The sequence below is a fragment of the Streptomyces sp. NPDC058796 genome (genome assembly GCF_042745235.1).
GTDB lineage: Bacteria > Actinomycetota > Actinomycetes > Streptomycetales > Streptomycetaceae > Streptomyces.
The window spans coordinates 65089-87605 of the sequence record NZ_JBHYOP010000009.1 but is presented as its reverse complement, the minus strand read 5'-3'; the positions used below and the strand labels follow the sequence as shown (position 1 = coordinate 87605).

The following is a 22517-nucleotide window of genomic DNA, read 5'->3' as shown; positions in this document are numbered from 1 at the left end:
ACGCCGGTTCAGGTGGTGGCGGGCGGCGCGAGCCGGCCCAGTACGTCCAGGGCCAGCCGGCGGGCCAGCGGCACCTTGTAGGCGTTGTCCCGCAGCGGTTCGGCGGCGGCCAGTTCCAGGTCGACGGCGTGCTCGAAGGCCGCCGTGGTGGGCGCCGCGCCCACCAGCGCGTCCTCGGCCCGCCGCGCACGCCAGGGCCGGTGCGCCAGCGCGCCGAAGGCGATCCCGGCGCGGTCCACCACTCCGTCCGCCATGTGCAGCACGACGGCGACCGAGGCCAGGGCGAAGGCGTACGACGCCCGGTCGCGGGCCTTGCGGTACGCCGAGGGCAGCCCGGCGGTGGCGGCGGGCAGGACCACGCCGGTGATCAGCTCGCCGGGGCGGATTTCCGTGTCCCGCTCGGGGTGCATGCCGGGCAGGCGGTGGAAGTCGGCGGCGGGCACGCTCCGGGTGCCCTCGGGACCGTGCAGCTCCACCCGGGCGCCGAGGGCGGCGAGCGCCACCGCCATGTCCGAGGGGTGGGTGGCGATGCACTGCTCGGAGTGGCCGAGCACCGCGTGGTCCCGGTGCACGCCCTGAAGGGCGCCGCAACCCGTGCCGGGCTCCCGCTTGTTGCAGGGCTTGGACAGGTCCTGGAAGTAGGGACAGCGGGTGCGCTGCAGCAGGTTGCCGCCCGTGGTGGCGGCGTTGCGCAACTGTCCCGAGGCGCCCGCCAGCAGCGCCTGGGACAGCGCGGGGTAGCGGTCGCGGACGGCCGGATGGGCCGCGAGGTCGCTGTTGCGCACCATGGCCCCGGCCCGCAGCGAACCGTCGGGCAGCTCCTCCACCGTGTCCAGCGGCAGCCGGGTGACGTCGACGAGGGCGGCGGGCGTCTCCACGCCGAGTTTCATCAGGTCGACGAGGTTGGTGCCGCCGCCGAGGTAGCGGGCGCCGGGGTGGGCGGCGAACGCGTCGGTGGCCTCCTCGACGCTGCCTGCCCGTACGTAGGCGAAGGGCTGCACTCAGATCACGTCCTCGACCGCGTCGGCGATGCGCGGGTAGGCCCCGCACCGGCAGATGTTGCCGCTCAGCCGCTCGCGGATCTCCTCGCGGCCCAGCGGGACGGGTCCGCCGGAGGGGGCCCGCGGGTCGGTGACGTGGGACGGGTGCCCGGCCGCGGCCTCGGCGAGCACGCCCACCGCGGAGCAGATCTGCCCCGGCGTGCAGTACCCGCACTGGAAGGCGTCGCGTTCCAGGAACGCCCGCTGCACGGGGTGCAGGGCCTCGCCGTCCCCGGCGAGGCCCTCGACCGTGGTGATCTCGCAGCCGTCCAGGGCGACGGCGAACAGCAGGCAGCTGTTGACACGCCGCCCGTCCACCAGGACCGTGCAGGCGCCGCACTGACCGTGGTCGCAGCCCTTCTTGGCACCCGCCAGCCCGAGGTCCTCCCGCAGCAGGTCCAGCAGGACGCGGCGGTGGTCCACGGTAAGGGTGTGCGGTTTGCCGTTGACGCGGAGCGTGGTGTCCGACCGGGACGTCGGGGGCGGGGAGGCGGGGGCGGTGCCCTCGTGCTGGCTGTCCATGGCGTCGATGACCTTCCGGGACGGGCCGTACAGCTGTGCGGTCCGCGTATCCACCTCCCGCCGCCTGACACGTGAGGGTGCCCTCAGTCAGCCACCGGAGTCGCCCGGGGCGTCCTTCGCGCCGTCCGGGCCGGGCGCGGGACGCGGTGCCCGGCCGGTGCCCCGGAACCGTTCCAGCGTGCGGGCCAGCCCTCGGAACGGGGACGCCGGCGCCTCGGACGGCGACGGCCCGGCCGGGAGGGCTCCGGCGGACTCCCGGTAGGCGGCCAGGGCCTCGGCCGCGCTCTCGGCCGCCTCCTTGTAGAGGTCCCGGGACCGCGTCATGGCCTCCAGGGCCTCGGCGTACATGGCCACCAGCTTGCGCTCGCGCTCCAGTTCCTCGGCCATGGTCAGCAGCCGCCAGTCCTCCCGCAGCGCGGTGAGGGCGTCCTCCGCGTCGGCCGTCAGCGGCCGCGCCAGTGCGTCGAACGACGTCACCGCGGCGATCAGGCCGGCCGGCTCGGAGCCGTCCAGGAACACGGTGCGCACGGAGAAGTCACCGGCCTCGTAGCCGTCCGGGGCCGGGGTGCCGGGCAGCACCGCGGCACCGCCGCGCGGCACCTGGACGCCGAAGTCCTCCAGCGCCCAGTTCACCACCCGCAGCTGCTGGGGCGCGGCGCGGTGCTCGACCACGCGGTGCCGCAGGCCGGGCGGCAGCCGGTCCGCCAGCGGCACCCGGCCCCGGTGGTCCGGGGTCATCGCCTCGTGCACGACGACGTGGATGTTCCACGGACTGCGCCCGGCCTCCTTGAGCAGCCGGCGTACCGCCTTGTCGTCTTCCGGGAGGGTGTTGATGCCCCGCAGCCGCAGCCCCGTGGCGATGTCCCGGTCCCAGGTGACGTCCGGGTCGTCGGGCCAGAACACGGTGGTGGGGGAGGGCCAGGCGTTGTCCCAGGCCGCCTCGGCCTCCGCCAGCAGCGTCCACTCCTGACCGCCCGCCGAAGGGGGCGCGAGGATCAGTCTGGCCCGCACGGTGACCGGTCCCGGGGCCTTCCAGCGGGCCTCGAAGACCCGGACACCGGTCTGCTCCGGGGGCTCGTCGGGCAGCTCCAGGAAGTCGTCGACGGCATGGCCGTCCTTCAGCCGCTGGAGGTGGTCCCGGACGGTGTCCTCCGCCGCGGATCCGACGTGGCGGCCGCGGGCGGACCACAGCGTGGGCGGAGTCGAGGGGCGGGCGGCGGAAGAGGTCGGCATGAGTCCATCGGGAAGCAGGGGCACGGACAGAGGCAAGTATCGTCGCCGCAGGTCAGCCGAGAGCACTCGGGGTCCGCCGACCGGGCGGGGCGGGGCGCGGCGCGCGGCGGCGCCGGCGGGGTCCCGGGTGCGCCGTGCGCGAGGGTGGGCAGGAGCACGAGGACCGACCGTACGGCATGACAGGGAGCGATCTGATGAACCTCGACCTCGGCGGGCGGACCGCACTGGTGACGGGCTCCTCGCAGGGCATCGGCGCGGCGATCGCCGCCGGCCTGGCCGGTGCCGGTGCCACGGTGGGCGTCAACGGGCGCGACGCCGGCCGCCTGGAGGAGGGCCTCGGTCGACTGCGGGCCGAGGTGCCGGACGGCGCGTTCGTGCCGGTGGTGGCCGATCTGGGCACCGAGGAGGGCGCGGAGCTGGCCCTTGAGACGCTGCCCGACGTGGACATCCTCGTGAACAACCTCGGCGTCTTCGGCGCCGCGCCCGCGCTGGAGATCAGCGACGCCGAGTGGCGCCGCTACTTCGAGATCAACGTCCTCGCGGGCGTCAGGCTGACGCGCGCCCATCTCCCCCGGATGAGGGAACGGGGCTGGGGCCGGGTGCTGTACATCGCGAGTGACTCGGCCGTCGTGATCCCGGCCGAGATGATCCACTACGGGGTCTCGAAGACGGCCCTCCTCGCGGTGAGCCGCGGCTTCGCCAAGGAGGCGGCCGGCAGCGGCGTCACCGTCAACTCCGTCATCGCGGGGCCGACCCGCACCGAAGGCGTGGAGGACTTCGTCTACCAGCTCGTCGACCGGGACCTCCCCTGGGACGAGGCCCAGCGGGCCTTCATGCGTGAACACCGCCCGCAGTCGCTGCTCCAGCGGCTGATCGAGCCCGAGGAGATCGCCAACCTGGTGGTGTACCTGAGCTCTCCCCAGGCCTCCGCCACCACGGGGGCGGCCGTCCGCGTCGACGGCGGATACGTCGATTCGATCCTGCCGTAGGGGCGGCGTGCGGGAGGCCCCCTAGCGCTCGCCGTCCTCCTCGTCCGGGCGGGGCTCGCGTCCGCCGGCGGTCTCCGTGACGCCGGACTCGTCGGGCTGCTCCCCGCCCGGCACGGGTGTGCTCCGGCCGCCGGGCTGTCCGCCGCCGGTGGTGCCGTAGCCGCCGGGCACGCCCGGGACGCTGTCCGCGTCGGCCTCCTCGCGGCTGATGTGCCGGGTGGCGCGCACGTTGGCGTGCCGTTCCGGGTACCGGTAGTCGAAGGGGCGGGCCTCGGCGCGCTCCTTCTCCTCCCGCTCGGCGGCCCGGGCCGCGTCCTGGTCTTCTGGTGTCCTGCCGTCAGTCATGGCGTCCGCGTACCCCTGCCGGGACGGGCCATGTGGCGTCACTCGTCCGGCGCCGCGCGCCGTCGGTCGGCCTCGTTCCAGGCCCGCGTGTCGCGCGGCTCGACGTACGGCTCCTCGTCCGGCGGATGGCCGCCGTCGATCACCCGTTGCCTCGCCAGCTCGGCGTCGAACTCCAGGCCGAAGAGGATGGCCAGGTTCGTCACCCACAGCCACACCAGGAAGATGATGACGCCCGCCAGGGTGCCGTACGTCTTGTTGTACGAGCCGAAGTTCGCCACGTAGAAGGCGAAGCCCACGGAGGCCACCAGCCAGATCAGCAGGGCCAGCAGGCTCCCCGGCGTGATCCACTTGAAGCCCCTGACCCGCGCGTTGGGGGTCGCCCAGTACAGGATCGCGATCATCGAGGTGACGAGCACGACGAGCACGGGCCACTTGGCGTACGTCCACACCGTCATCGCGGTGTCGCCGACACCGAGCGCGGTGCCCGCCTGCTGGGCCAGGCTGCCGGTGAAGACGACGATGAGCGCGCTGATCACGGCGAGCACCAGCAGCACCACGGTCAGCGCCACCCGCAGCGGCAGCACCTTCCACACGGGGCGCCCCTCGGGCACGTCGTACACCGCGTTCGCGGCGCGGATGAACGCGGCCACGTAGCCGGACGCCGACCAGATCGCACCGACCAGGCCGACCACCGCCAGCACCGAACCCAGACCGGCCTTGGCCTGCAGCTGTTCCACCGCGTTGGTGATGACGTCCCGCGCGGCGCCGGGCGCGAGCTTCTGGATGTTGTCCAGAACCTCCTGGGTGGCCGACTGCCCGGCGATCCCGAGCAGGGAGACCAGCACCAGCAGGGCCGGGAAGAGCGAAAGGATCCCGTAGTAGGTGAGGGCGGCGGCGCGGTCGGTCAGCTCGTCGTCCTTGAACTCGGACACGACGCGCCGCAGCAGCGCGGACCACGAGCGTTTCGGCAGTCCGGTGGGGGAATCGGGCGCGGCACGCTCGGTGGCGGCGTCCGGACCGTAGTCCTCGGACTCCGTCCGGTCCGGCGAGCGGTCCGCGTCCGCCGTGTCGTCGTTGGCATGCGCCCCGCGACGGGGGAGGTGAGGTCGGTCCATGGCCCCCGGGTTGCCCGCCATGCCGTACCCAAGCACTCGACCACCCGTGTGAGGGAAACGTGCCGGGCGCGCGGGCCGCACCCGAGGCCGGCCCCGTTCACCCGTGGTCCGCCACGGCGTGCCGTCCTCACAATGGCCCTCGCGGACAGGCCCGCCCACCATCCGCACCGGGGCGGGCCTGCCCGCACCACTCCCGTCCACCGGGCCGCCGCACGGCCGAAATACCGCAGTATGCCGCAGCCCGCGCACGTTCCCCTGGAAAATGCCAAAGCGCTCACCAGATGCGTGCACTTTCCGTAGTCTCGGCGTCACGTTCGCGGTACGGCCGTGCAGGGGAGGGGATCCGGCGTGCCCGGAATCGACGAGAGTCTGGTGGAAGCCATGCGGCTGCCCGGTGTGCGGGGCGCGTCGCTGGTGGACTGGATCAGCGGACTGGCTCTGGGTGCCGTCGGCGACGCGCCGGGCGGTGACTGGGAGGCGACCGCGGCGGAGACGGCCGAGCTGGCCCGGCACGTCGCGGAGCACGGTTCCCTGGGCGCCGGCGGCGCCGGGCCGGACAAGGAACCGGCGGTCGAGGACCTCATCGCCACCACCGCCGACTCCTACCACCTGCTCCGGTTCGTCAGCACGCCCTTCGACAGCACCGTCTTCCTCCACCTGTGGCTGGACCGGGGCGACGGAAACCTCGCCCTGGCCCGCATCCGGCTGGCCGAGATGGCGGATCGTCTGGTGCTCGGGTGACGAGGGTGACCGGGGTGACGACCGCGTGGACCGCGCACGAGACGACGTCGGCGGCGCTGCGGGCGCTCGCGGCCGAGGGCGCGACCGGTGCCCTCTCCGGCGAGCGGGGCATCGTCTACCTGTCGGCGGGCCGCGTCGTGCAGGTGGAGTCCGCCTTCACCCCGGACCTCGGGGCGCTGCTCACCCGCAGTGGCGCCGTCGCGCCGGACGGCTGGTGGGACGCGGTCGACCGGGGCGGATCCCAGCACCGGGTCGGACGCCGGCTCGTGGACAGCGGCCGGCTCGCCGCCGGGGCGCTGGAGGTCTGCCACCTGGGCGCGCTCTTCGACGCCGCCTACTTCGTCCTCGCCCACGACACGCGCGCCCACCGCTTCCGTCCCGGCGCCGTGCACTGGCTCGGCGCGGTCCGGTCCGTGCCCGTGGACGCCGTGGTCCGCGAGACCGGCCGCCGACGCGCCCTGCTGGACCGCATCTGGCCGGACGCCGCCATCGACACCGCCCCCCTCACCCGGGTGTCGGACGCCCGCGCCGCGGCTCTGCCGGTGCGGCGCAGCCGGGCCCTGACGCAGGTCGACGGGGTCCGCACCGCCGCCGAGATCGCCTCGGCGCTCGCCTGCCGCACCTACCACACCCTCGTCGAACTGCGCCGCCTGGCCGCCGCCGGCCTCGTCGCGCCCGCGCCGCCCGCACCCGCACCGTCCTCCCCGTCGGCCGACCCGGGCGGGGTCGTGTGGGACGACCCGGACACCGCCCTGCTGCGACGGCTCCGAGACGCCCTGGAGGCCCTGTGATCCGCGCGCGCCGTCAGCGTGCCGAAAGGAGACTGCTCATGGCCGTCGAGAGCGACGTGCTGGACGAACTGCACCGTCTGCGGGGCCGCGTGCCCCAGCTGACCGGATCGCTCGCGGCCACCGTCGACGGCCTCGTCCTGGCCCACGACGCGCCGGACACCGAACCCGAGGGCCTCGCCGCGCTCACCGCCGCCGCCCTCGGCGTCGCGCACCGCATGGCCGAGGCCACCGCACGCGGCGGCTTCCGCGAACTGCTGCTGCGCGGGGCGGACGGCTACGTCGCCACCTACGCCGCCGGTCCGGCCGCCGTCCTCACCCTGCTCGCCGACGGCCGGGTGAACGTGGGCCGGCTGCACCTGGAGGGCCGGCGCAGCGGCGCGCGGATCGGGGAGCTGGTCGCCGACCGCATCGGTCAGGACAGCGCCCGCACCGCGCCCGCCGAGCGCGTCACCCCGGCGGCCGCGGAGACGGACCGCCCCATCGGGACCCTGCCGGTACGCACCCCGCAGCGACCCGCACACCGACCCAGCCCGCAGGCCGGCGGCCACCGCCGGCCGAACTGATCAACCGATCACGCCCGATCACGCACCGATCACGTCCGGAAAGGAATCACGCATGGCCAACCTGGAGACCTCGCTCAAGGAATGCCTCAGCGCCATCGACGGCGCGTCGGCCGCCGCCCTCGTCGACTACACCAGCGGCATGGCCCTCGGCACCCTGGGCGGCACCAAGGAGTTCAACCTGGAGGTGGCCGCCGCCGGCAACACCGACGTCGTGCGCGCCAAGCTCCGCACCATGGAACTGCTCGGTCTGAAGGAGGAGATCGAGGACATCCTGATCACCCTGAACAGCCAGTACCACCTGATCCGCCTACTCAAGGGCCGCGGCGGCAACGGGCTGTTCCTCTACCTGGTGCTCGACGCGAGCCGCGCCAACCTGGCGATGGCCCGCCACCAGCTGCGCCGGATCGAGGGCGAACTGGAGGTCTGAGCCCGAGTGCTCCCGTCCCGGACCGACGCGCGTGGGCCCGGGACGGGAGCGCTCGCTCGTCCCGGGCCCACGCCCGCGCACTCCCGGACGGCTCAGGCGCCGCTCTCCCGGAGCATGTCCTCACGCTCGACGAGCTTCACGCGCTCGCGGCCCTGCGGCTCGCCCAGCGCCTTCTCCGCGGCGTCGAGCTTGTACCAGCCGTCCCAGGTGGTGAAGCGGACGTTCCGCTCGGCGAGGAAGGCGTCCACGGCCTCCGGCTCCGGCGAGGCGGGCGTCTGCAGCCGGCCGTCCGCGTAGTCCGCCAGCAGGTTGGCGACCGTCTCGTTGGCGTCGCCCTTGGTGTGGCCGATCAGGCCGACCGGGCCGCGCCGGATCCAGCCGGTGACGTACGTCGACCGGAGGTGCTCGCCGGACTCCTGGATGACGCGTCCGCCCTCGTCCGGGACCGTGCCCGAGTCGATGTCCCAGGGGAGCTTGGGCAGCTGGTCGGAGAGGTAGCCCACGGCCCGGTAGACGGCCTGGACGTCCCAGTCCTTGAACTCGCCGGTGCCCTTGACGTTGCCGGTGCCGTCCAGCGCGGTGCGCTCGGTACGCAGACCGACGACCTTGCCGTCCTCGCCCAGGATCTCCGAGGGCGACTCGAAGAAGTGCAGGAACAGCTTGTGCGGCCGGTCGCCGACGTCGCGGATCGCCCAGTTCTCCAGGGTCTTGGCGACCATGTCGGCCTGCTTGTTGCCGCGCCGGGTGGCGATCGAGCCGTCGTCGTAGTCGATGTCCTCGGGGTCGACGATGACCTCGATGTTGGGGGAGTGGTCCAGCTCGCGCAGCTCCATCGGGCTGAACTTCGCCTGCGCCGGCCCGCGGCGGCCGAAGACGTGGACCTCGAGCGCCTTGTTGGCCTTCAGGCCCTCGTAGACGTTCGGCGGGATCTCGGTCGGCAGCAGCTCGTCGGCCGTCTTGGCGAGGACGCGCGCGATGTCGAGGGCCACGTTGCCGACACCGAGGACGGCGACCTTCTCCGCCTCCAGCGGCCAGGTGCGCGGGAAGTCGGGGTGGCCGTCGTACCAGGCGACGAACTCGGCGGCCCCGTAGGAACCGTCGAGGTCGATGCCGGGGATCGGCAGTGCCCGGTCGGCGGTGGCGCCCGTGGCGAAGATCACGCCGTCGTAGAAGGCGCGCAGGTCGTCCAGGCTGATGTCGGCCGGGTAGTCGACGTTGCCGAAGAGACGGATCTGCGGCTTGTCGAGCACCTGGTGCAGGGCCGTGATGATGCCCTTGATCCGCGGGTGGTCGGGGGCGACGCCGTACCGGATCAGTCCGAACGGGGCGGGCATGCGCTCGAAGATGTCGATGGACACACCGGGGTCGGCGGCCACCTCGGACTTGAGCAGGGCGTCGGCGGCGTAGATCCCGGCCGGGCCGGATCCGACGATGGCTACCCGCAGAGGGCGGGGCATGTTCAGGTTCCCTTCGAGCGGTGACAGATCGACTCTTGGGGAAGCCTAAGCTAAGGCAAGCCTAAGTCGGTACGCGGGTCCGGTCTATGAGCCCATAAGGCGATCTTATGGGAAGTCGTGGTCCGGCTTTGCCCCGGGCTCCGGTCCGGGTTTGAACCCCCGGTCATGGGTGACGCAGGCGTGAGGCAGGCGATCGCGTCCACCTCACGAGGGGAGCCCCCGGTGCACCGTCCGGACGACGACCCGGATCCGAACCGGTGGCGGGCCCTGTGGGTGACGCTGGTCGCCGGTTTCATGACCCTGCTGGACGTCACGATCGTCGCGGTCGCCCTGCCGTCCATGCAACGGGAACTGCACGCCTCGGCGGCGTCGGTGCAGTGGGTCGTGTCCGGCTACGCCCTCGCGTTCGCCCTGACACTGGTCACCGCCGGCCGGGTGGGCGACACGTTCGGCAGGCGCCGCGTCTTCCTCGTCGCGCTGGCCGCCTTCGTCGCCTTCAGCGCCGCGGCCGGGGCCGCGCCCGGCATCGAACTCCTGGTCGTCGCGCGGCTCGCCCAGGGGGTCGCCGCGGGCAGCCTCGCGCCGCAGAACTCGGCACTCATCCAGCAACTTTTCCGCGGCGCGGAGCGCGGCCGCGCCTTCGGCCTCTTCGGCGCCACCGTCGGCGTCTCCAGCGCGGTGGGGCCGGTCGTCGGCGGACTGATCCTGGCGCTGGCGGGCCCCGGGGGCTGGCGCTGGATCTTCTACGTCAACGTGCCGGTCGGCGCCCTCGCCTTCGTGCTCGGCCTCCGCCTCCTGCCCCGGGTCGCCCCTGGCGGCCGGGGTCGGCTGGACCCCGTGGGAGTCCTGCTCCTGGGCGCCGGCATCCTGGCCCTGATGCTGCCGCTGGTGCTCGCCGAGGGCGGCGGGATCGGCAGGGTGTGGTGGCTGTTCCCGGCGGGGCTGGTCCTGCTGGCCGCCTTCGCGCGCTGGGAACGGCGGGTGGCCCACCGCGACGGGGAACCGCTGCTCGATCCCGGCCTGCTCACCGAGACCCGCGGCTACGCCACCGGCGCGGGCCTGGCCGCCCTGTACTTCGTCGGGTTCAGCGGCGTGTGGCTGGTCTTCGCGCTCTTCTTCCAGAACGGCCTCGGCTACTCGCCGCTCATGTCCGGCCTGGCGGTGACCCCGTTCGCCGTGGGTTCCGCCACCGCTGCGGCCGTGGCGGGCCGGCTGGTCGAGCGGCTGGGGCGGCTGCTGACGGTCTGGGGACTGGTGGCCGTCATGGCGGGACTCGGCACCACCGCCGTCGTGCTGTGGCTCGCGCCCTCCGACCGGGCGGTGTGGTTCGCGGCCCCGGCCCTGCTGGTCGGCGGCCTGGGCAGCGGCTGTGTGATCTCCCCGAACATCACCATGACGCTGCGGGACGTCCCGGTGCGGATGGCGGGCGCCGCCGGGGGTGCCCTGCAGACGGGCCAGCGACTGGGCGGCGCCGTCGGCACCGCCGCGCTGCCGGGACTGTTCCACCTGACGCTGAACGCCACCCACGACGACTACCACGACGCGGTGGCTCTGTCGGTCGGCTCCGGTGTCGCCGTCATGCTGTGCGCGCTGACCGTAGCGGTCCTCGACTGGCGGCGGGACCGCGCGGGCCGCGCCGGACGCCGCCCGCCCGAGCGGTCCCACAGTCACACCCACGCGGGCCAGGGCTGAAGCGCCGCCCCGGTGGAGGGCCGCTCAGCGCCGCTTGCCGAACTTCCGCAGCATCTGCTGGGCCTGGGCACGGCGACGCGGATCCGCCGCGGCCCTGCGCACCTGCTCCGTCGCCCGGCGGCCCTGCGGGCTGCGCGCGAACTGCTTGATCCGGTCCAGTACTCCGGCCATGACGTTCCTCCGAGTCGACGACGGGTCTTTCCTGCCGGACCGCCTACCCCGCGGTCGCCCGGTCACCCCGCGGGCCGCCGCCGGGTTTGATCCGGCCGCGCCGGGCGACCCGCAGGGACAGCACATCGCAAGCGAACGCCGAGAGGTGAGGCACTGTGGCCGGCAACCAGAAGTCCAAGGCCAAGACGGAACAGGCCAAGGGGAAGGCCAAGGAAGCGGCCGGCCGGGCCGTCGGCAACGAGCGTTTGACGGCGGAGGGCCGCGCCGAGCAGTCCAAGGGCGACGCCCGGCAGGCCAAGGAGAAGGGCAAGGACGCGTTCCGGCACTGACGCCGGAACCCACGACGGACGTACGCGGGCCGCGGAATCCGGCACACCACCGGTTCCGCGGCCCGCGTCGTGCGCGGCGGCGGAACGGCCCGGCGGCAGCGTCGGCCGATGTGGCAGGCGTTCCCGTCGACGCGCTGGGCACCCACCGTCCGTGTAACCGTTGCGGACGCGGGCGCCGGCGCCCCGTCAGGGCACCGGCTGCTCCGCCCAGATGATCTTGCCGGCCGGCGTGTAGCGCGTGCCCCAGCGCTCGGCGAGCTGCGCGACGAGGAAGAGACCGCGCCCGCCCTCGTCCGTCATGGCGGCGTACCGCAGGTGCGGCGAGGTGCTGCTGCTGTCGAACACCTCGCAGATCAGGCTCCGGTCCCGCACCACCCGGACCTGGACGGTCTCCCCGCCGTAGCGGATCGCGTTGGTGACCAGTTCGCTGAGGATCAGCTCGGTCGTGAACGCCAGCTCGTCCAGCCCCCACTCGGCCAGCCGCCGGGTGACCTGGGAGCGGATCTCACCGACCGCGGCCGGGTCGTTCGGGACCTGCCATTCGGCGACCCGGTCGGGGCCGAGCGCGTGGGTGCGGGCGACGAGCAGGGCGATGTCGTCGCCCGGCCGGTCCGGGAGCCGGGCGTCGAGGACGGTCCGGCAGGTCTCCTCCGGCGACTGACCGGCCGTCTCCAGCGCCCGGCGCAGATGTTCCAGGCCGACGTCGATGTCGTGTTCCCGGGTCTCGACGAGCCCGTCGGTGTAGAGCACCAGCCGGCTCCCCTCCGCCAGGTGCAGCTCGGTCGTCTCGAACGGCAGGCCGCCCAGGCCCAGCGGCGGTCCGGCGGGCACCTCCGGGAACTCCACGGTGCCGTCGGGCCGGATCAGTGCCGGCGGCGGATGACCCGCCCGGGCCAGCACACAGACACGGGAGACGGGGTCGTAGATGGCGTAGAGGCAGGTGGCGCCGGTGACCGGGGCGGTGTCGTCGGCCGCCTCGTCCTGGTCGATGCGGCCGACCAGCTCGTCGAGGAGGCCGAGCAGTTCGTCGGGCGGCAGGTCGAGCGACGTGAAGTTGTGCACCGCCGTCCGCAGCCGCCCCATGGTGGCCGCCGCGTGCAGTCCGTGGCCGACGACGTCACCCACCACGAGGGCCACCCGCGCCCCCGACAGCGGCAGCACGTCGAACCAGTCGCCGCCGACCCCGGCCTGCGCGGGCAGGTACCGGTAGGCGATCTCCAGGGCGTTCTGCTCGGGCATCCGGCGCGGCAGCAGACTGCGCTGGAGGGTGACCGCCATGCTGTGCTCGCGGGTGTAGCGGCGCGCGTTGTCGATGGAGACCGCGGCCCGCGCGACCAGTTCCTCGGCGAGCGTCAGCTCGTCCTCGTCGAACGGCTCGGGTTTCTCCGAACGCCAGAAGCTGACCACCCCGAGCACCAGCGTGCCCGCCCGCAGCGGCACGGTGATCAGCGAGTGGACGCCGTACTCCACCACCTGTGCGGAGCGCTCCAGGTCCTGCGCCTGCCAGCCCGGGGCCTCGTCCAGCCGCGGTTCGAGCACAGGGCGGCCCGTCTCCAGGGAGCGGCCCTGCGGGGAGGAGGACACGAAGCGGAGTTGCCGGCCCACCGGGTAGAGCGGGACCTCCTCGCGGATGCCGCTGAGCGCGGCGCGGCTCAGCGGGGTCGCGCTCCCCGGCTGACCGCCGGCCAGCACGGCGTCGTACAGGTCCACGCTGACGTAGTCCGCGAACCGGGGCACGGCCAGCTCCGCCAGTTCCTCGGCGGTGCGGGTGACGTCCAGGCTGGTGCCGATGCCCACACCGGCGGCGTACAGGATGTCCAGGCGTTCGCGGGCGGTTTCGGCCCGTCCGGACAGCGCCCGCAGCTCCGTCGAGTCCCGGAGCGTGGTGACGCTTCCGGCGGGGCCGCCGCGGATGTCCGTGGGGCGCTGGTTGACCGCCAGCAGCCGGTCCCTGACCAGGTGCACCTCGTCGGTGGCGACGCGGCCGGAGGCCAGCAGCTCCGCGGTGCCGTCCGGGAGGCCGAGTTCGCCGACCTGCCGTCCCTCGGCGTCGGCGGGCAGGTCGAGCAGGCGCTGCCCCTCGTCGTTGGCGAGCAGCAGCCGGCCGTCGGGGCCGACGATGAGCACGCCCTCCCGGACGCTGTGCAGGACCGCGTCGTGGTGTTCGTACATCCGGGTCATCTCGTGCGGCCCCAGGCCGTGCGTCTGCCGCAGCAGCCGCCGGCTGACCAGCGCGGTGCCCGCCGTCGCCAGGGCCAGGCCGACGCCCGCCACGATCAGCACCAGCGGCAGCTGCCGGTCGGCGGCACCGCCCACGTTCTCCGTGGTGATGCCGGCCGACACGAGGCCCACCACCTCGCCGTCCGGCGCCTCGACGGGCACGACGGCCTGCACGAGCGGGCCGATGGTCCCGTCGACCTGCTCGGTCACCGTCTCCCCGTTCAGCGCTGGGGCGATGGTGCCCACGAACTCCTTGCCGATGCGGTCGGGCTTGGGATGGGTGTAGCGGATGCCGTCGGTGTTCATGACGACGATGAAGTCCACGCCCGTGGCCCTGCGCGCCGCCTCGGCCCGGGGCTGGAGCACGGCCGTGGGGTCGGGGCCGCGCAGGGCCTCGCGGATGCCGGGGGAGTTGGCGAACGTCGCGGCCACGGCGACGGACCGGTTGCGGGCCTCCACCTCGCTGTCGTGCCGCACCTGGAGCACCAGCGCCACCGCCGCAGCCACCACGAGCAGCAGCACGATGAACACGTTCATGGCGAAGACCTGGCCTGCGACGCTGCGCCCGGACAGCGCGGAGCGCAGCGCCGCCGCGCGTCCTCGCCGCCCCGCGCCCGCCCCTCGTCGTGACCGGTCCGCGTCTCGCCGGACCCGGGCGAGCGAACCGCTGGGACGACGGGGTGACCGCTCTCCCGATCGACCCATCAGTCGGACCATGTGCCCATGTCTACACTGCCGGGCCCGAGGAGGCGAGGGGCGCTCCCGGCGGCGAAGCCGCCCGGCACGGGCAGGTCCGGGCCCGCGCTCACCCGGGACCCCGGTGCCGCGAGTGGCGGGTGGCGAGCAGCAGGGCGATGTCGTCGGGGCGGTCCTCGGTGCGGCGCGCGGTGCGGGTGAGCCGGTCGGCGACGCCCGCGAGCGAGCGGCCGTCCGCCCCCGCCGCAAGCGCGCCCTCCCTGGCCAGGGCCTGCCCGAGGGCGGTGATGCCGTCGTCGATGTCGGCGCCGGGCCGCTCCACCAGCCCGTCGGTGTACAGGGCGAGGACGGCGCCGGGCTCGACCCGGAACTCGGTCAGCGGATACGGCGCGCCGGGGTCCACCCCGAGCACCATCCCGCCGGGCAGGTCCACGGGCTCGGTGCGTCCGTCCGGGTGGCGCAGCAGCGGGGGCGGGTGGCCCGCGCGGGCCGCGCAGGCCCGTCCGGTGGCCGGGTCCAGCCGGATGTAGCAGCAGCTCGCGAACAGGCCCGGGTCCAGGTCGGTCAGCAGGTGGTTGACGCCGCCGAGCACCTCGTCGGGCGCACGGTCCCCGAGGGCGAAGGCGCGCACGGCGCTGCGCAGTTGTCCCATGGTGGCCGCCGCCTGCACGCCGTGCCCCTGCACGTCGCCGATGACCAGCGCCATGCCGTCGCCCGAGGCGACCACGTCGTACCAGTCACCGCCCACCTCCATGCCCTGGGTGCCGGGCAGGTAGCGCCCGGCGGTCTCCAGCAGCGGGTGCGCCGGGAGCCGGCGGGGCAGCAGCGCCCGCTGCAGGCCGCGGGCGAGCGCGGTCTCGGACTCGTAGCGCCTGGCCTTCTCCATCGCCTGGGCGATCACCCCGGCGAGGGCGGTGAGCACGGAGCGCTCCTCGGTGCCGAAGCTCCGGGCGCGGTCGAAGCCCAGGATGCAGGAGCCGACCGGGCGGCCGGAGGCGATCAGCGGGAGGAAGGCGCGGGCGCCCTCCGTGGCGTCCAGCGGGATGCCCGGGTAGGCGGCGGCCAGGGCCTGCATCGAGTCGAAGAAGAGTGGGCGGCCGCTGGTCAGCGTCTCGACCCCGGGCAGCCGGGCGTCCAGCGCCACCCCCTCGAAGGGGGCGAGGAAGCCGGGCGGGAAGCCCGTCTCCCACGCCAGGTAGAGGTGCCGCTCCTGGAGCAGGTAGATGGCGAGCCGACGGCCGCCGAACGCGGGCAGCAGTTCCCGTACGACCACCGCGGCCACCTGGCGTGCCGTGACCGCCTCGGTCAGGGCCACGGCCAGGACGATGGGCCGGTACACGGGCGGCGTGGTGGCGACGGCGGTGGGTCCGGGGTCCTGGGCCCCGGATGCCGCCTGCGCCGGTCCGTGCTCGGGCGTGAGGCCGGCGGACGCGTCGGCCACCCGGTTGGCCGGGCGGAGTGTTCCGGTCAGCAGGTCCCGCCCGGGATGCACGGAGACCGCGAGCCAGTCGCCCTCGTAGGGCTGCGGGGTGGCCCGGCGGCTGTCGTCGGGCGGGCGCCGGACGTGGAAGTGGACCGGGTCCGGGGAGAGCAGGGCGCCGCGCAGATGGTCCTCGTAGGCGGCCTGGTCGAGCCAGGGCACGGCCTCCCACAGGGAGTGGCCCAGCAGCCGGGCCCGGGGCAGGCCCAGCAGCCGGGCGGCGCGCGGATTGGCGTAGACGACGGTGCCCAGCCGGTCCACACAGAACACGCCGTCCGGCAGCAGGTCGGCCGCGGCGTCCGCGACGCTGCCGCAGGACGGCTCGCGTACGACGCCCCGCACCGGGCCGCCGGCGTGGGGAGCCGCCTGTGGTCTCCACAGTTCCACCAGGCGCAGTGTGCCGTCCGCGGCACGCGCGTACAGAGGCAGCGGGGGCGGCAGGCCGGCGGCTGTCTGCCGCAGCGCCGCGGCGATCCGGTGCCCGTCGTCGGGCGTCAGCGCGCCGGTGAGCGCGTCGAGTGTGACGACCGGGTCCCGGGTGTCTTCGGCCAGGCCGAGCAGTGCGCACAGCGGTTCGTCCACGGTGACGGCGCCGGATTCGGGGTTCCAGGCGAAACTTCCGGCGTGCTGCGGGTGCCGTGCAGACGGTGGCGGTCGCAGGCACAGCGGTTCGCCGTCCCAGAGCACGGGCGGCGCGTCCTGTTCCCGGGCCGACCGGTCCAGCAGCACGCCGAGTTCCCGCGCCGCCTCTTCCATCCGGTTCAGGCCATCGAGCACCTCGGCGGTGTCGGAGGCCGAGGGCCGCAGGACGGTCAGGACGCCGTACGTCCGCGCGGCACCGGCGACGGGCACGTACAGGGACCCGAAGGGGAACGGCAGACCGGCTGCGAACTGCGGGTAACGGCGCATGGTCTCGGTCGCGTTGGGCAGCACCACGCGGGTGCCGAGCCGGTAGGCGTCGGCCACCGGGAACGCGCTGTCGGCGTGCAGCCGCCACCAGGGACGGAACAGCGGTCCGGGCAGCCCGGCGAGGACGGCGAGCCGCAGCAGCCCGGGTGTGCGGGAGGGCAGGTAGATCCCGCCCGCGTAGCCGCCGGCCGCACTGATCGCCTGCGCACAGGCGTCGACGAACAGCGCCGTCGGCCTTACCGGCATCCGGCCTGCGTCCTCGGCGCCTGCACTCATCGGCCCCACCTCGTCCGTGCGCCGTCACGCGGGCGGCACAGCAAGGATGCGCCACTCCACCGGCATCGCGCACGCGATGGGGCCGCACGAGTGACCGCGACGGGGCGTTGACCGCGGGGACGGGAGTCCGTAACCTCCTCCGCGACATTCGGAAAGCATTCCGAAACTTTCGGAGTTCCGGTTCTCCCGGGACGGCCCCGAACGGCTCCCGCACACCGATACGAGGAACGGAATGACATGCGCATGACTCTGCTACGTCTGTCCAGAGCGGCCACCGCCGGGCTCGTCGCCGCCGCCGCGCTGACCGCCGCTGCCCACTCCGCCGAAGCCGCTGCGCCCACCGGGCCCGCCGCCGCCGACACGCTCGGCGCCGCGGCGGCGGCCCAGGGCCGCTACTTCGGCACCGCCGTCGCGGCGAGCCACCTCGGCGAGGCCGACTACGTCTCCACCCTGAACCGCGAGTTCAACTCGGCGACGCCCGAGAACGAGATGAAGTGGGACGCCACCGAGCCCACCCGCGGCACCTTCACCTTCTCGGCCGCCGACCGGGTCGTCGACCACGCCCGGGCACAGGGCATGGACGTCCGCGGCCACACCCTCGTCTGGCACTCCCAACTGCCCTCCTGGGTGGGCGGCCTGGGCGCGGCAGACCTGCGCGCCGCCATGAACAACCACATCAACCGCGTCATGGGCCACTACAAGGGCCAGATCCACAGCTGGGACGTCGTCAACGAGGCGTTCCAGGACGGCGGCAGCGGCGCCCGGCGCAGCTCGCCCTTCCAGGACAAGCTGGGTGACGGCTACATCGAGGAGGCGTTCCGCACCGCCCGTGCCGCCGATCCCGCCGCGAAGCTCTGCTACAACGACTACAACACCGACGGGGTCAACGCGAAGAGCACGGCCGTCTACAACATGGTCAAGGACTTCAAGTCCCGCGGCGTGCCCATCGACTGCGTCGGCTTCCAGGGCCACTTCAACAGCAATTCCCCGGTCCCGGCCGACCTCCGGGCCAACCTCCAGCGCTTCGCCGACCTCGGCGTCGACGTGCAGATCACCGAGCTGGACATCGAGGGCTCCGGCGCCGCCCAGGCCGACGGCTACGCCCGTGTGGTCGAGGCCTGCCTCTCCGTGGACCGCTGCACCGGCATCACCGTGTGGGGCGTCACCGACAAGTACTCGTGGCGCAGCGGCGGCACCCCGCTGCTGTTCGACGGGAACTACGAGGCGAAGCCCGCGTACGACGCCGTACTGACCGCCCTCGGCGGCACCGGCGGCGGTGACGACGGCGGCGGCCCGGGCGACGGAACCGCGACCTGCACCGCCACCTACACCCGGACCGCGGACTGGAGCAGCGGCTACAACGGCCAGGTCACCGTCACCGCGGGCAGTGAGCCGATCGGCTCCTGGGCGGCGACCGTCACCTTCCCCGCGCCGCAGCGGGTCGAGGCCACCTGGAACGCCGCACCGTCCTGGAACGGCGACGTCATGACCGCGCGGCCGAGCTGGAACGGCACCCTGGCGGCCGGGGCGTCGACCAGTTTCGGCTTCACGGTGACGAAGAACGGCAGCGACGCCGCCCCCGTGGTGGGCGGCTGCACCGCCTCCTGACCCGTCCGGCGCACCGGGCCGCCGCCCAGGGCACCTCCGGGGGCGGCGGCCCGGTGTGCCTCGCCACGGCTGCCGTCCGGTGCCCGGGACCGACCGGGACGGCGTCCTTTCCGGCGCACTCGGCCCAGGGCTGTCCGAAAAACGGCGCGTCCGGCGGAAGTTGGGGCAAAGAGACTGTGGTGACGGTCCCGGTGCGTATCGTGAGGAGCCGGGGCCCTCGCTTTCCCTACCCGGCCCCGGACCGGACGGTGAGGCTCTGTATGACTCCGGCGCACAGACCCGATGCCGCGGACGCCTCGGCCGTGTCCTCGGTGGTGGAGTTCAGGGGCGGATCCGCGATGATCCCGGCCTCCCGGGACGTCGTGCACGGCTTCGTCGACCGGCTCGGGGAGCGGGGCGTGGACCTGGCCGACGGCTTCCTGGACGCTGCCCGCCTGGTCGCCAGCGAACTGGTGACGAACGCGCTCCGGCACGCGCCCGGCCCCTGCCGACTGGAGCTGACCCTGGTGGACGACGGTGTGGAGATCGCCGTGTCGGACACGGGGGAGGAGTTCCCCACGTTCCTGCCCCGCGATCCCCTGCGGGTCGGCCGGCACGGGCTGGAGATCGTGACCCGCCTGTGCGACGAGGTCATCACCAAGCCGCACGCGACGGGCAAGACGGTCTACGCCCGCCTGCCGCTGCGCTGACGCCGCACGGACGGCGACTCAGGCGGCCAGGGCCCGTTCGACCGTCGGGAAGCAGGCGATGAGGCTGTCGACGCCCACGAGCCGCAGTACGCGCTCGACGGCGTGCCGGGGCGCGGCGATCCGGAACCAGACGCCGCGGGACTCGGCGGCCTGGTGGGCGGCGATGAGCACGTTGATGCCGCTGGAGTCGAGGAAGGCCACCTCCGCGAAGTCGACCACCGTGCCCGGCGCCGTCTGGACGCAGGACAGCAGCACGTCGCGGAGCTGACTGCTGCCGTCAAGGTCGACCTCCCCGGCGAGGGTGACGACGCTGACGCCGTCGCCCGTGGTGGTACGGGTGATCAGCAGCCGCTCGGGTACTGCCGCTCCCTCGATGTCCGCCACGTTCCCTCATCTCCCGCATATGCCCGGCCCGTCGTCGGTGGCTTGATGTTAAGGCCCTTCGGGGCAGTCGTGGGCCACTTGTGCACACCGCGGGCCGCCCGGGGCCCGGCGGACCGGGCTCGGCGCGCGCGAAGGGGCTCCTCTGACTACGGTCGAGGTGTGGTGGCTCATACATTCGAGGAGCTCGTGCACAAGCGTCGTGCGGCGGACCAGGCCCGCCACCGGGTCGAGACGCTGCGGGACTCGTACGGGCCTCCCACACAGCATCAGTGGACCCCGCGGCAGTCGAACACCTACGAGACCGCCGTACGGGCCTGGCGCGACCTCGACCGGGACGCGCAGACCGCGATGACCGAGTACGTGAAGGAGGGTGGTCAGTCCCGCCACAAGATCGAGGCGAAGGTCCGCAAGGCCGTCCAGGACGGGGGCCAGGGCTCCTGACCGAAGGGGGCGGTCCGGCACATCCGGACATCGGCAAGCCCCGCACCCGAGGGCGGATTCCAGGGCGCGGGGCTTTCTCCTGCCCCGGAACACGGGTTCCCCGCTCCGGGGGGCGCCGGCGCTCGGAGCGGGGGCCTGGAGCGGCGCGTCGTGCGAGCCCGTCGGTGCCGGCCGGTGTCACACCCGCCCGGCCACGGCCTCGTCCAGCAGACCGCGTACGGCGTCCAGTGCCGCAGCCCGGTCCTCGGGCACCAGGCCGATGCGGGTGCGGCGGTCGAGGAGGTCGGACTCGTCGAGGGCTCCCTCGTGACGCAGGGCCCACAGGAGTTCGGCGCCCGTGACGGGGTGGTCCGGCAGAATCCGCTCGCCGAGCCGGGGGTCGCGGGCGGCGAGGGCGTGGACGGCCGGCGCCTCCGTGCCGTAGCGGCGGACCAGACGGCGCGGTGCCCGCAGCGCGGCCAGGGCGTGCGGTGCGGCGGCGCCGACCAGCGGCAGCGCGGCGGTGGGGGACGGGCCCGCGCCGAGCCGGCGGGCGGCGACGGCGGCATCCACGGCGTCCTCGGCCATGCGCCGGTACGTGGTGAGCTTGCCGCCGACCACGGTGACCACGCCCTCCGGCGAGGTGAGCACCGCGTGCCGACGGGAGACGTCCGCCGTGCGGGGACCGCCGCCGGACCCGTCGGCGGGCCCCGTGTCCAGCAGGGGGCGCAGGCCCGCGAATGCGCCCACCACGTCCTCGCGGCGCACCGGCGCGTCCAGCACGGAACCGAGCACGTCCAGCAGGAAGCCCACGTCGGTCTCGGGCACCTCGGGAACGTCCGGTACCTCGCCCTCCACGGGCTCGTCGGTCAGACCGACGTAGACCCGCCCGTCGCCCTGGGGCAGCACCAGGACGAAGCGGTTGGTCTCCCCGGGAACCGGCACGTGCAGTCCGGCGGGCAGCGGGCCGAGCCGGTCGGAGCGCAGGACCAGGTGGGTGCCGCGGGAGGGGCGGACCCGGATGCCGTCCACGAGGTCACCGGCCCACACCCCGGAGGCGTTGATGACCGCGCGGGCGCGGATCTCGCCCTCCTCCCCGGTGGTCTCGTCGCGCATCCGGGCGCCGGACGCGGTCAGCTCCAGCGCCCGCACCCGGGTCAGCACCCGGGCGCCGCGCGCGGCGGCGGTCCGGGCGAGCGCGGCCACCAGGCGGGCGTCGTCCGTGAGCCGGCCGTCCCACGACAGCAGCCCACCGCGCAGCCGGTCGGAGCGCAGGGCGGGGGCCAGGTGGCGGGTCTCCACGGCGGACAGCCGGCGCGGCGCGGGCAGCGTGGCCCGCGCGGTGCGCGCCGCCAGCCGCAGCGTGTCGCCGGCCCGGAACCCGGCCCACGCCAGCGCCGCCTGCCCCCGCGAGACCAGCGGCGTGAGCGGCAGCACGAACGGCTGGGCGTGCACCAGGTGGGGCGCCGTGCGTTCCATGAGCACCCCGCGCTCGACCGCGCTCTCGTGGGCCACGTCCAGCTGCGCGGAGGCGAGGTAGCGCAGGCCGCCGTGGATCAGCTTGGAGCTCCAGCGGGAGGTGCCGAAGGCCAGGTCGTGGGCGTCCACGGCGACCACGCTCAGGCCCCGGGCCGCCGCGTCCAGCGCGACGCCGGCGCCCGTCGCGCCGAGCCCGACGACCAGGACGTCCACGACGGCACCGCCCACCGCCTCGGTGAGCTCGCGCGAGCGCCGCGCGGCGGACAGGGAGGCCCCGGCGGCGGGGCTGCTGCTGGTCGGGCTCATGGGGCGAGGGTCCTCTCCAGGATGGTGCGCAGTTCCCCCAGGAAGGCCGCGGGGGTCAGCTCGGCGTCGTCCTCGTCGGTCATGGTGCGCAGCGACAGGGCGAACGACTGGACGACCAGCAGGACGGACCGCGCCTGCCGTCCGGTGTGGGCCGGGCGCACCGACCCGTCGGCGTGGCCCTCGGCCAGCCCGCCGGCCAGCAGCTCCAGCAGTGCCTCCTGGCTCGCCCCGCGCCGGTCGAGGACGTAGGGCAGCAGCAGCTCGGGATCGACGTCGACGATCTTGCGGAAGAGCGGATGCGCGCGGAACGCCTCCACCCCGGTGACCAGCCCCTCGACGATGCGCGGGCGGGTGTCCAGGCCCGGCCGGGGCTCGGGAATGGCGCCGGTGGCCACCGCGATCCACTCGCGGGTCATCAGGTCGCCGACCAGGGTCCGCACGTCCGGCCAGCGCCGGTACAGCGTCATCCGGGAGACGCCGGCGCGGCGGGCCACGTCGGTCATCGTCGTGCGGCGGACCCCGACGGCCAGCACGCAGTCGCGCACGGCGTCCAGCACGGTGTCGTTGTCCGAGGCGTTCGGTCGGTCCGGGCTGCGGTCCGGGCCGTTGTGACGGTTGGGCGTCATGTGTAACAG

22 protein-coding genes are annotated in these 22517 nt (G+C 74.2%); 10 read left to right on the top strand and 12 right to left on the bottom strand.

Annotated elements, in window-relative coordinates; genetic code table 11:
• Positions 1 to 8: 8 nt before the first annotated feature.
• The 3 genes from ACFW47_RS22930 to ACFW47_RS22920 all read right to left on the bottom strand — a co-directional run bounded on the left by ACFW47_RS22930 (position 9) and on the right by ACFW47_RS22920 (position 2795).
• Positions 9 to 1001, bottom strand: a complete 993-nt coding sequence (locus tag ACFW47_RS22930; protein ID WP_386306869.1) for an FAD binding domain-containing protein — start codon at positions 999 to 1001, stop codon at positions 9 to 11.
• On the bottom strand, positions 1002 to 1562 hold the full coding sequence (locus ACFW47_RS22925) for a (2Fe-2S)-binding protein (RefSeq protein ID WP_386278573.1): 561 nt from the start codon (positions 1560 to 1562) through the stop codon (positions 1002 to 1004). It lies immediately after the preceding gene.
• Between the two features lie 87 nt (positions 1563 to 1649).
• Positions 1650 to 2795 carry a hypothetical protein gene (locus tag ACFW47_RS22920; RefSeq protein WP_386306867.1) on the bottom strand — a complete coding sequence of 382 codons (1146 nt, stop codon included), beginning with the start codon at positions 2793 to 2795 and terminating at the stop codon, positions 1650 to 1652.
• A gap of 194 nt (positions 2796 to 2989) precedes the next feature.
• On the opposite strand from ACFW47_RS22920, the gene ACFW47_RS22915 reads away from it, so the two are divergent.
• Entirely contained in the window at positions 2990 to 3784 is a 795-nt protein-coding gene (locus ACFW47_RS22915) for an SDR family NAD(P)-dependent oxidoreductase (protein ID WP_386278571.1), read from the top strand.
• Between the two features lie 21 nt (positions 3785 to 3805).
• On the opposite strand, the gene ACFW47_RS22910 is transcribed toward ACFW47_RS22915, so the two are convergent.
• Complete coding sequence (locus ACFW47_RS22910) at positions 3806 to 4129, bottom strand: hypothetical protein (RefSeq protein ID WP_386306865.1); 324 nt, start codon at positions 4127 to 4129, stop codon at positions 3806 to 3808.
• Between the two features lie 38 nt (positions 4130 to 4167).
• Positions 4168 to 5244 carry a YihY/virulence factor BrkB family protein gene (locus ACFW47_RS22905; protein WP_386277386.1) on the bottom strand — a complete coding sequence of 359 codons (1077 nt, stop codon included), beginning with the start codon at positions 5242 to 5244 and terminating at the stop codon, positions 4168 to 4170.
• A gap of 348 nt (positions 5245 to 5592) precedes the next feature.
• On the opposite strand from ACFW47_RS22905, the gene ACFW47_RS22900 reads away from it, so the two are divergent.
• The 4 genes from ACFW47_RS22900 to ACFW47_RS22885 are packed head-to-tail and all read left to right on the top strand — an operon-like array spanning position 5593 to position 7766.
• A complete protein-coding gene (locus tag ACFW47_RS22900; protein ID WP_386277384.1) occupies positions 5593 to 5985 on the top strand; it encodes a hypothetical protein in 393 nt (130 codons plus the stop codon).
• A 14-nt stretch (positions 5986 to 5999) separates the two neighbouring features.
• A complete protein-coding gene (locus ACFW47_RS22895; RefSeq protein ID WP_386306864.1) occupies positions 6000 to 6776 on the top strand; it encodes a hypothetical protein in 777 nt (258 codons plus the stop codon).
• A 38-nt stretch (positions 6777 to 6814) separates the two neighbouring features.
• Positions 6815 to 7339, top strand: coding sequence for a roadblock/LC7 domain-containing protein (locus ACFW47_RS22890; RefSeq protein WP_386277380.1), 525 nt, complete (start codon positions 6815 to 6817; stop codon positions 7337 to 7339).
• Between the two features lie 52 nt (positions 7340 to 7391).
• A complete protein-coding gene (locus ACFW47_RS22885) occupies positions 7392 to 7766 on the top strand; it encodes a hypothetical protein (RefSeq protein ID WP_386277378.1) in 375 nt (124 codons plus the stop codon).
• Between the two features lie 92 nt (positions 7767 to 7858).
• On the opposite strand, the gene ACFW47_RS22880 is transcribed toward ACFW47_RS22885, so the two are convergent.
• The gene (locus ACFW47_RS22880; RefSeq protein WP_386277376.1) at positions 7859 to 9223 is read right to left on the bottom strand and encodes an FAD-dependent oxidoreductase; all 1365 of its coding nucleotides are present in this window, start codon (positions 9221 to 9223) and stop codon (positions 7859 to 7861) included.
• A 165-nt stretch (positions 9224 to 9388) separates the two neighbouring features.
• Between ACFW47_RS22880 and ACFW47_RS22875 the strand changes: the two genes are divergently transcribed.
• The gene (locus ACFW47_RS22875) at positions 9389 to 10915 is read left to right on the top strand and encodes an MFS transporter (protein WP_386306862.1); all 1527 of its coding nucleotides are present in this window, start codon (positions 9389 to 9391) and stop codon (positions 10913 to 10915) included.
• 24 nt (positions 10916 to 10939) lie between these two features.
• Here ACFW47_RS22875 and ACFW47_RS22870 read toward each other — a convergent pair whose 3' ends face one another.
• Complete coding sequence (locus ACFW47_RS22870; protein WP_386277372.1) at positions 10940 to 11086, bottom strand: hypothetical protein; 147 nt, start codon at positions 11084 to 11086, stop codon at positions 10940 to 10942.
• Between the two features lie 155 nt (positions 11087 to 11241).
• On the opposite strand from ACFW47_RS22870, the gene ACFW47_RS22865 reads away from it, so the two are divergent.
• Positions 11242 to 11415: a CsbD family protein gene (locus ACFW47_RS22865; RefSeq protein ID WP_386277369.1), complete on the top strand. Its 174-nt coding sequence runs from the start codon at positions 11242 to 11244 to the stop codon at positions 11413 to 11415.
• Positions 11416 to 11601: 186 nt separating this feature from the next.
• Here the strand turns inward: ACFW47_RS22865 and ACFW47_RS22860 are convergent, their stop codons facing one another.
• On the bottom strand, positions 11602 to 14352 hold the full coding sequence (locus tag ACFW47_RS22860) for a SpoIIE family protein phosphatase (protein ID WP_386306861.1): 2751 nt from the start codon (positions 14350 to 14352) through the stop codon (positions 11602 to 11604).
• An 88-nt stretch (positions 14353 to 14440) separates the two neighbouring features.
• The gene (locus ACFW47_RS22855) at positions 14441 to 16996 is read right to left on the bottom strand and encodes a SpoIIE family protein phosphatase (protein WP_386306860.1); all 2556 of its coding nucleotides are present in this window, start codon (positions 16994 to 16996) and stop codon (positions 14441 to 14443) included.
• A gap of 237 nt (positions 16997 to 17233) precedes the next feature.
• On the opposite strand from ACFW47_RS22855, the gene ACFW47_RS22850 reads away from it, so the two are divergent.
• On the top strand, positions 17234 to 18604 hold the full coding sequence (locus tag ACFW47_RS22850) for an endo-1,4-beta-xylanase (protein WP_386306859.1): 1371 nt from the start codon (positions 17234 to 17236) through the stop codon (positions 18602 to 18604).
• Positions 18605 to 18864: 260 nt separating this feature from the next.
• The gene (locus tag ACFW47_RS22845) at positions 18865 to 19293 is read left to right on the top strand and encodes an ATP-binding protein (RefSeq protein ID WP_386306858.1); all 429 of its coding nucleotides are present in this window, start codon (positions 18865 to 18867) and stop codon (positions 19291 to 19293) included.
• Between the two features lie 18 nt (positions 19294 to 19311).
• Here the strand turns inward: ACFW47_RS22845 and ACFW47_RS22840 are convergent, their stop codons facing one another.
• Complete coding sequence (locus ACFW47_RS22840; protein ID WP_386277355.1) at positions 19312 to 19677, bottom strand: STAS domain-containing protein; 366 nt, start codon at positions 19675 to 19677, stop codon at positions 19312 to 19314.
• 162 nt (positions 19678 to 19839) lie between these two features.
• Between ACFW47_RS22840 and ACFW47_RS22835 the strand changes: the two genes are divergently transcribed.
• The gene (locus tag ACFW47_RS22835; protein WP_386278569.1) at positions 19840 to 20118 is read left to right on the top strand and encodes a hypothetical protein; all 279 of its coding nucleotides are present in this window, start codon (positions 19840 to 19842) and stop codon (positions 20116 to 20118) included.
• Between the two features lie 177 nt (positions 20119 to 20295).
• Here the strand turns inward: ACFW47_RS22835 and ACFW47_RS22830 are convergent, their stop codons facing one another.
• Together ACFW47_RS22830 and ACFW47_RS22825 are read right to left on the bottom strand one after the other, a co-directional pair.
• A complete protein-coding gene (locus ACFW47_RS22830) occupies positions 20296 to 21882 on the bottom strand; it encodes a glycerol-3-phosphate dehydrogenase/oxidase (RefSeq protein WP_386277352.1) in 1587 nt (528 codons plus the stop codon).
• A complete protein-coding gene (locus ACFW47_RS22825; RefSeq protein WP_386277350.1) occupies positions 21879 to 22508 on the bottom strand; it encodes a TetR/AcrR family transcriptional regulator in 630 nt (209 codons plus the stop codon). The genes ACFW47_RS22830 and ACFW47_RS22825 overlap by 4 nt, the downstream gene beginning before the upstream one ends.
• Positions 22509 to 22517: the final 9 nt, after the last annotated feature.